The sequence below is a fragment of the Ruminococcus sp. MSJ-25 genome (genome assembly GCF_018917825.1).
Classification (GTDB): domain Bacteria; phylum Bacillota; class Clostridia; order Oscillospirales; family Ruminococcaceae; genus Hominimerdicola; species Hominimerdicola aceti.
In genome coordinates, this window is sequence record NZ_JAHLPI010000005.1 from 90,477 (window position 1) to 97,453 (window position 6,977).

7 protein-coding genes are annotated in these 6,977 nt (G+C 38.5%); 4 read left to right on the top strand and 3 right to left on the bottom strand.

From position 1 onward, the window contains the following. Window positions 1-7 precede the first annotated feature (7 nt). Complete coding sequence (locus KQH97_RS01605; RefSeq protein WP_216552321.1) at window positions 8-811, bottom strand: DNA-3-methyladenine glycosylase; 804 nt, start codon at window positions 809-811, stop codon at window positions 8-10. A 128-nt stretch (window positions 812-939) separates the two neighbouring features. On the opposite strand from KQH97_RS01605, the gene KQH97_RS01610 reads away from it, so the two are divergent. From KQH97_RS01610 to KQH97_RS01625, 4 genes are all read left to right on the top strand, one after another. Beyond that, complete coding sequence (locus KQH97_RS01610; protein WP_117876055.1) at window positions 940-1,623, top strand: DUF6062 family protein; 684 nt, start codon at window positions 940-942, stop codon at window positions 1,621-1,623. Window positions 1,624-2,155: 532 nt separating this feature from the next. Then, window positions 2,156-2,416, top strand: a complete 261-nt coding sequence (locus KQH97_RS01615) for a hypothetical protein (RefSeq protein ID WP_022286905.1) — start codon at window positions 2,156-2,158, stop codon at window positions 2,414-2,416. Window positions 2,417-2,548: 132 nt separating this feature from the next. Then, window positions 2,549-3,322, top strand: a complete 774-nt coding sequence (gene rlmB / locus KQH97_RS01620) for a 23S rRNA (guanosine(2251)-2'-O)-methyltransferase RlmB (RefSeq protein ID WP_038671989.1) — start codon at window positions 2,549-2,551, stop codon at window positions 3,320-3,322. Between the two features lie 20 nt (window positions 3,323-3,342). Further along, window positions 3,343-5,637, top strand: coding sequence for a hypothetical protein (locus tag KQH97_RS01625; protein ID WP_216552323.1), 2,295 nt, complete (start codon window positions 3,343-3,345; stop codon window positions 5,635-5,637). Between the two features lie 44 nt (window positions 5,638-5,681). Here KQH97_RS01625 and KQH97_RS01630 read toward each other — a convergent pair whose 3' ends face one another. Continuing rightward, window positions 5,682-6,356 carry a uracil-DNA glycosylase gene (locus tag KQH97_RS01630; RefSeq protein ID WP_216552325.1) on the bottom strand — a complete coding sequence of 225 codons (675 nt, stop codon included), beginning with the start codon at window positions 6,354-6,356 and terminating at the stop codon, window positions 5,682-5,684. A 203-nt stretch (window positions 6,357-6,559) separates the two neighbouring features. Beyond that, complete coding sequence (locus KQH97_RS01635) at window positions 6,560-6,742, bottom strand: glutamyl-tRNA amidotransferase (RefSeq protein WP_216552327.1); 183 nt, start codon at window positions 6,740-6,742, stop codon at window positions 6,560-6,562. Window positions 6,743-6,977 lie beyond the last annotated feature (235 nt).

The window sequence follows — 6,977 nt, forward strand, 5'->3', positions numbered from 1 at the left end:
TCTTTTGTTATTTCTGGGTATTTCTTATGTAGTGGAATAGATATTGCTGTGCAATGCCCTCGACACCCTTCACACAAGATGGAAGTCCGTTCGGATACCATTGTGCAAGCACTCGCTTCACCCACACGTCTTTTGGGAAAGCGTCCGTTTTGTAAAAGCCGAAAAGCAGTGTACAATCAGCAACTTTCGGACCAACGCCCTTGATCTTCATAAGCTCGTTTCGTGCATCGTCAAGGGGCATTTCTTTTATCTTTTGGTAGTCTATCTCACCGCTCAAAACCTTTTCAATGGCGTCAACAAGATATTTTGCTCTGAACCCTGAACGCAGATACGCAAGGCTGTCTATAGTTTCATCTGCCATATCTTCAGCAGAAGGGTAGCCGCCGTAATGCTCACACAGACGTCCTATAATGCCCTTTATCCTTGGGATATTGTTGTTCTGACTTATTATAAAGGAAGATAACGCTTCCCAACTGTCTTGCCTGAGTATTCTTATGCCGCCTGCAAAGGAACAGGCCTTTGACAGAGTTTCGTCCTCAGAAAAACGGCGTTTAAGCTCCCCGTAATCAGTATTCAGGTCAAAATAATCAGTCCAAATGTTTTCAAAGTTCTGCATAGTAGTGTCATGAAGCCTAAACACGCCATTTTCGGGTTCCTCACTTATGGTAAGTTTGTTGTTAAGGAAAGCTCCGCTGTAAGTTTTTTTATCTATCTTCTCCCAGCGAAAAGCCTGTCCGCAATCAAGTGTGTCATCTAGTCCAAAATCAGGCTGTTTCAGCAAAATGTCACTGCCACTTTGTGTATAATCCATAAAATTCAGCTCCTATTTATCATAAAATCATCGAATCTACTTGCAAAATTCTACAAAAAATATTATACTATAAATATTAGAATTTTTCAAGCGGATAAAATAAACATATCTAAGAAAGGATAGATCATATGAGAGAAAGCATTCTGACAATACCTGTCACAGATATATTTGAGCCGAAATGCGGCTGCCCAATATGCCGCCTGCGTGATACGTTGGAGCAGAGAACTGTTGAATACATAATGGGAGCGGCTATGATGGAGCCAGACGTGCGTATTGAGACCAATAAGCTCGGTTTCTGCAAAACACATTTTGAACAGATGAGAGCCTGCAAAAATAGACTGTCACTTGCGCTTATGCTTCAATCACATTTGCAGGATATGCAAAAGCATATTTTCACACGAAAGAAAATGTTTGAGGGCAAGACAGCAAAGCAAAAGAAAGTCAGCGCAGTAAATAACGAATGTTTTGTATGCAGCAAGGTGGATTGGGGAATGTCAAGGATACTCGTTACGCTGTTTGAGATGTATGTTCAACAGCGTGATTTCAGAGATCTTTTTGCTCAGCAGGAAATGCTTTGTCTGCCGCACTATGACCTTTTAGTGTCTATGTGTACTGAAAATATGGATAAGAAATATCAGAAGCAGTTTATTGACGCTTGCGGCGAGCTGACAAGCAAATATCTTGACACTCTTGAAGCGGACGTATCACACTACTGCAAGATGTATGACTACCGTAACACAGGAGCAAATGCCGATTGGGGAAACTCAAAAGACTCCATAGAGCGTGCTATAAAATTTCTTACCACAAGATAAGAAATTTTCGTTACTTTTCGTTACAATGGTTACAGCTTAGATTTTATGCAGAAGATTGTAAAAGTACAATTATATGTACAGAAGATCAGCTTATATTATTTAATAGGTCATTGTTCTTTGATCGGGTCATTTTTTTGTACTTTGGATCTAGCATTGTAAATTTATTCTCAAACAAATTCAAAAATTATGTAAAGTGCGGTTATTCCACTGCTAACAAATAACCTTCAACAAACAAGTTTGTATGTTAATATATTCGTAACATTCTCGTATGTATTTGTTCCCAAATGTTAGCGTTTTTTCGCTTGAATGGTCGATTTTCGTTATAATATGAAGTTTTCAACAGCCTGCAAATACCGATAAAACCATGAGTTTTCAACGTTTTCAACATGGTTTTCAACAGAAAATGCCCCTACGAATGTTGAAAACTTTTCATATTCAACATTTTTGCGTTGAAATGTTGAATATTGCACTTTTTAAATGCCAACAATCAGTAATATAATCAAGTAATTGGTATTCAGAGGAGTTGACCGTCATGCTCAAAGGAATTAATAAACAAATCATCGAAATAAAGTGTACAGAAAATGAATGTTTTGATAAGATTCTATTATTTGTAAACGCAAATAAAAATCATCTACACCCTGATATTTTAAGAAAAAATGCTGTTGATATCGCAAGTGCGATAACGGGGGACAAAATGTTTTCGACAAACAGAAAATTCAACTTTGCGGCTGTGATATCAACTATAATAGGTGTGGCAATGCTTGTTCTGCTGCTTATCGCATTGTGTATGTGATAAGCATAAATATCATTGATAAAATTTGTGTAAATCGTCGAAAGTCTATATAAAAAGCCTGTTTACTATTGGCATTATGGTTTTTTTGTGGTATAATTACGAGTAGTATATTTTTTTGAAAAGGAAAATTCAATGAGTAATTATCAAGATAAAAATAATAATTTAGACGAAGAAAATGAACTGCAGCTTATAATTGGCAGAAACCCTGTTATCGAGGCTTTAAAAGCAAATAAGCTGATCGACACTATCTATATTAACCCTGAGGCTAAAGGCTCTATAACACTTATTTGTAGACTTGCAAAGGAAAAAGGCATAAATGTCAAGCGTGTTACCGAAACAAAACTCAACAATATGAGCAGGGGAGCTTCACATCAGGGTGTTATTGCTATGGGTGCGTGTGCGGAGTATGTGTCTCCGGAGGATATTCTCAGCATCGCAAATGAAAAGGGAGAGGATCCTTTCATTATCATTTGCGATGAGATAGAAGATCCGCACAATCTTGGTGCAATAATCAGAACGGCTGAGGCGGCAGGTGCTCACGGCGTTATCATTCCAAAGAGAAGAAGTGCATCATTGAACGCAACTGTTTTCAAAACGTCCGCAGGTGCAGCAAGCTGGTTGCCTGTTGCAAGAGTTTCAAATCTTGCAGCAACTATTGATATGCTTAAAGAAAACGGTGTGTGGATATACGGAACTGACGGCGAGGGACAGAGCTATACTGAAGTTAAGCTAACTGGTCCTATAGGGCTGATAGTCGGCTCTGAGGGCTTTGGCATGGGACGTTTAATAAAAGATAAATGTGATTTTTTGCTTAGTTTGCCTATGGCAGGCAAAGTCAATTCTTTGAATGCTTCCGTTGCGGCGGGCATTTTTATGTATGAAGCCGTAAGACAGAGAAATCTATAAGAAACAGGGAGGTTAAAGCTTTGGCTGATAAATTCTCAATAGACGATATAATTTCAGAATACAGCGAAAAAGTTGAAAACGATTTAAAAGCTGACGAGTCACAGGAAAACGATGAAATTTTAAATGAAGATACTAATATTGATGAGAGTATTGAAAAAGATAATGATGACAGCGATATAGACAGTGACGGCTATGATCCAATAAAAGCAACAGATTTTGATGATGAATTGGCATCAGATCATACGAACGATAAAAAACGTAACGAGGAAAATGCTGCACTTATAAATAATCTCACCAAACATAAAAAAGGCAAGGCTGCAAAGCAGAGCATTCCGCCTGTGAATAGGGCAAGCCTTAAAGATATCAAAATGGGACTGACGGGAAAAATAATCCCGAAAACAGAGGAGTTTGACAAGGCACTTATCCCTGATGACGCCACCTATGAGGAAAAATCCTCTATATTGTCACAGCACAGAAAGAAGAAAGTTGACAGCTTTGTTCTTAAAACTGACGAGCAGGAAAGCGAGCCTGACAGTGATGATACAAACGATAAAGACAAAGCAGGGCAGACGGAATTTAAGAAGTTTGATGACGCCGAAAAGGTCTTTGGCTCTATCCGTCATGTGAAGAGTAACCTTGTTCTAAGGCTTTGTGTACTTCTGTTTACGGGCATTTTCAGCACATTCATCACGGTTGCAAATGACTTGGAACTGCCTCTTATAAAGACATTTGACAGAACGATAACCCCTGCGGCATATCTGTTTGCAAACACTATTTTGGGCCTTATTTCTATAGCGGTGTGCTATAACGTGCTTCTTGCAGGAATGAAAAGCCTATTTAAAAAAGAGGCAGATAATGATACAATAGCAGCGATAGGTATTTTTATTACCGTCATTGCAGGAATAATAAATCTATTTGACCCTGAGTCTATTCGTGACAGTGTTTACCATGTTTACATATCCGTTGCAATCGTGGGTCTGATATTCAATACTCTTGGAAAACTTATGGTGGTAAAACGTACTGAGCGTAATTTTAGGTACGTTGCAGGAGATTTTGAGAGATATGCAGTTACATCCGTTGAAGATGAGGAAATAGCAGAAAACTTCACAAGAGGTGCTGTTGCAGAGCCAAAGATAGCAGCTATGCGCAAGACCGAGTTTGTGGACGATTTTATGAAGAACAGCTACACTTCTGATATCTCAGATGAGTATTCAAAGAAAATAAGTCCTTATATCCTCATTGCAGGCGTTGTTATAGCACTTTTGTCACTTATATTTGATAAGGGTGCGTCAAACATGAAAGAACGTTTGTTTATAGCACTTGCGGCTTTCTCAGGCACTGTTACCATGTGTTCTTCGTTTGCGGTAATGCTTATAGTAAATGTACCTCTGGCAAGAGCTACAAAGAAGTATTTGCAGTATTCAGCGGTAATGCTGGGATATTCTTCTGTTGATGAATTTGCTGACACAAATTCACTTCTTGTTGACGCTGAACAGCTTTTCCCTAAAGGAAGCATTGAGCTTGCAAACCTTAAGCTTCTCTCAGCTATTTCTATTGAAGACTGCATTTTAATGGCGGCAAGCCTTAGCTGCCAATCGGGAAGTGTTCTTAAGTCTACATTCTACAAAATGCTCAGAGGCAAGACTGAGTTGCTTTATCCTGTTGAAAGCTACATTTATGAGGACGGTCTTGGACTTTCGGGCTGGATAGAAAACAAACGTGTACTTCTTGGTACAAGAGAGCTTATGGAAAACCACTCTATTGACGGCCTGCCGTCAGAAGCAAAAGAGAAGGAGTATACAAATGGTAATGTTGCTGTCTATCTTTCTATTTCCGGAATAACAGCAGCAATGTTCGTTATTCAGGTATCGCCTAATCTGTCCGTTACACGTTGGCTTCAGGAGCTTGAACTTGAAGGTATCACAACAGTAATAAGAACAGTTGACGGCTTTCTTTCACAGCGTTTTCTCTCTGACCTCTTTGATATTGAAAGCGACAGCGTTAAGCTTCTCAGCTTCAGATATCACAAGGATTACGAAAGCGAAACCGAGTACGTTCCACGTCAGGCTTCATCAATGCTTTGCAGCGGACATTTTCCGTCATTTGCAATGCTTGTGATAGGCGCAAAAAGGCTCAAATTTACCGCAGAACTTGGTGCGTCAGTGATGTATGGTGCAACGATACTTGCGGCGCTCATAGCCCTTATAATGATGCTGGCAGGATCTTTTGTTCAGCTTACTCCAACGTTAGTTATCGTCTACAATCTCATTGTAACGGGCGTAGCGTTGCTAATACAGCACATCAAAAAACTATAAAAATAAAACCTCGGTCTGTAGTGATACAAACCGAGGTTATTTTTTTACTTATTGCTTATTGTCCAATCTATTGGTTGAATATTGTTGTTTACAAGGAAATCGTTAACCTTAGAAAAATGCCTGCATCCGAAAAAACCATTATACGCAGACAATGGAGATGGATGAGCTGCCTTGAATACTGCATGAATAGGGTTCGTTATAAGTGGTGCCTTAGCCTTCGCATTGCCACCCCAAAGGATAAACGCAGTAGGCACATTACGCTCATTAAGCTTTTTTATTACAGCGTCAGTAAGCTGCTCCCAGCCTTTACCCTTATGAGAATTAGGCTGACCCTGACGAACAGTAAGAACAGTGTTCATCATCAGCACGCCCTGCTTAGCCCAATCAGTAAGCTCGCCATTATTAGGGATAGAGATACCAAGATCAGCATTAAGTTCTTTAAAAATATTCTGCAAAGACGGTGGTGGATTAACACCAGCTTTAACGGAAAAACAAAGACCATGAGCCTGTCCCGGACCATGGTAAGGATCCTGTCCAATGATAACAGCCTTGACGTTTTCATAAGGCGTGTACTTCAATGAATTGAAGATATCATGCATATCAGGATAAACAGTGAAGTGTGAATATTCGTATTTCAAAAATTCACGGAGTTTCAAATAATATTCCTTTTTAAACTCATCAGCCAGAATATCGTCCCAGCTATTTCCGATATGCACCATTATACAGCACTAATGACAGTTCCGACGATCAGACCGAGTATAAGTGCGGCAACCAAAGCGAGAACGAGTATTCTCATGACCATAGGTTTCTTGTCGTTCATTAACTATCGTTCCTTTCATAAAATATATTACTATAATTTTATCATATTTTCGCTGTAAAATCAACTGTTTTGAGAAAATTTATAAAATAATTGTTTTATATACTAATCATCAATTTCTTCAAACCTGATTTTATTTGCACATTCTGATATATTTCTCACAGGTATATTTCCCCAAAAATATTTTTTAGGAAGTCCTTGTGGAAAGGCACTACAGTAGAATAATCCAGTCTTATTTTTACCTTTAAAATTCTTGCAAGAAGTGCAATCAGGAATAACAACACACATTAATTATTTCTCCTTCAACTTTGCAAATATATAAATTGATATAATTGTATACTTTTTTATTATAAACTGTCCCTCAATTGTTGTCAAGGGATTACCGCAAATTTAGCATAGCTTGATGTAGTGCTACAATAGATATTGGACAAAATTAAGAAAAAAGAAAAGAGAGATAGACAAAAATCTGATAAAATAAAGTTACCACACCAAATTCAAATCAGAAAGGAAGCCTATCTCTCAT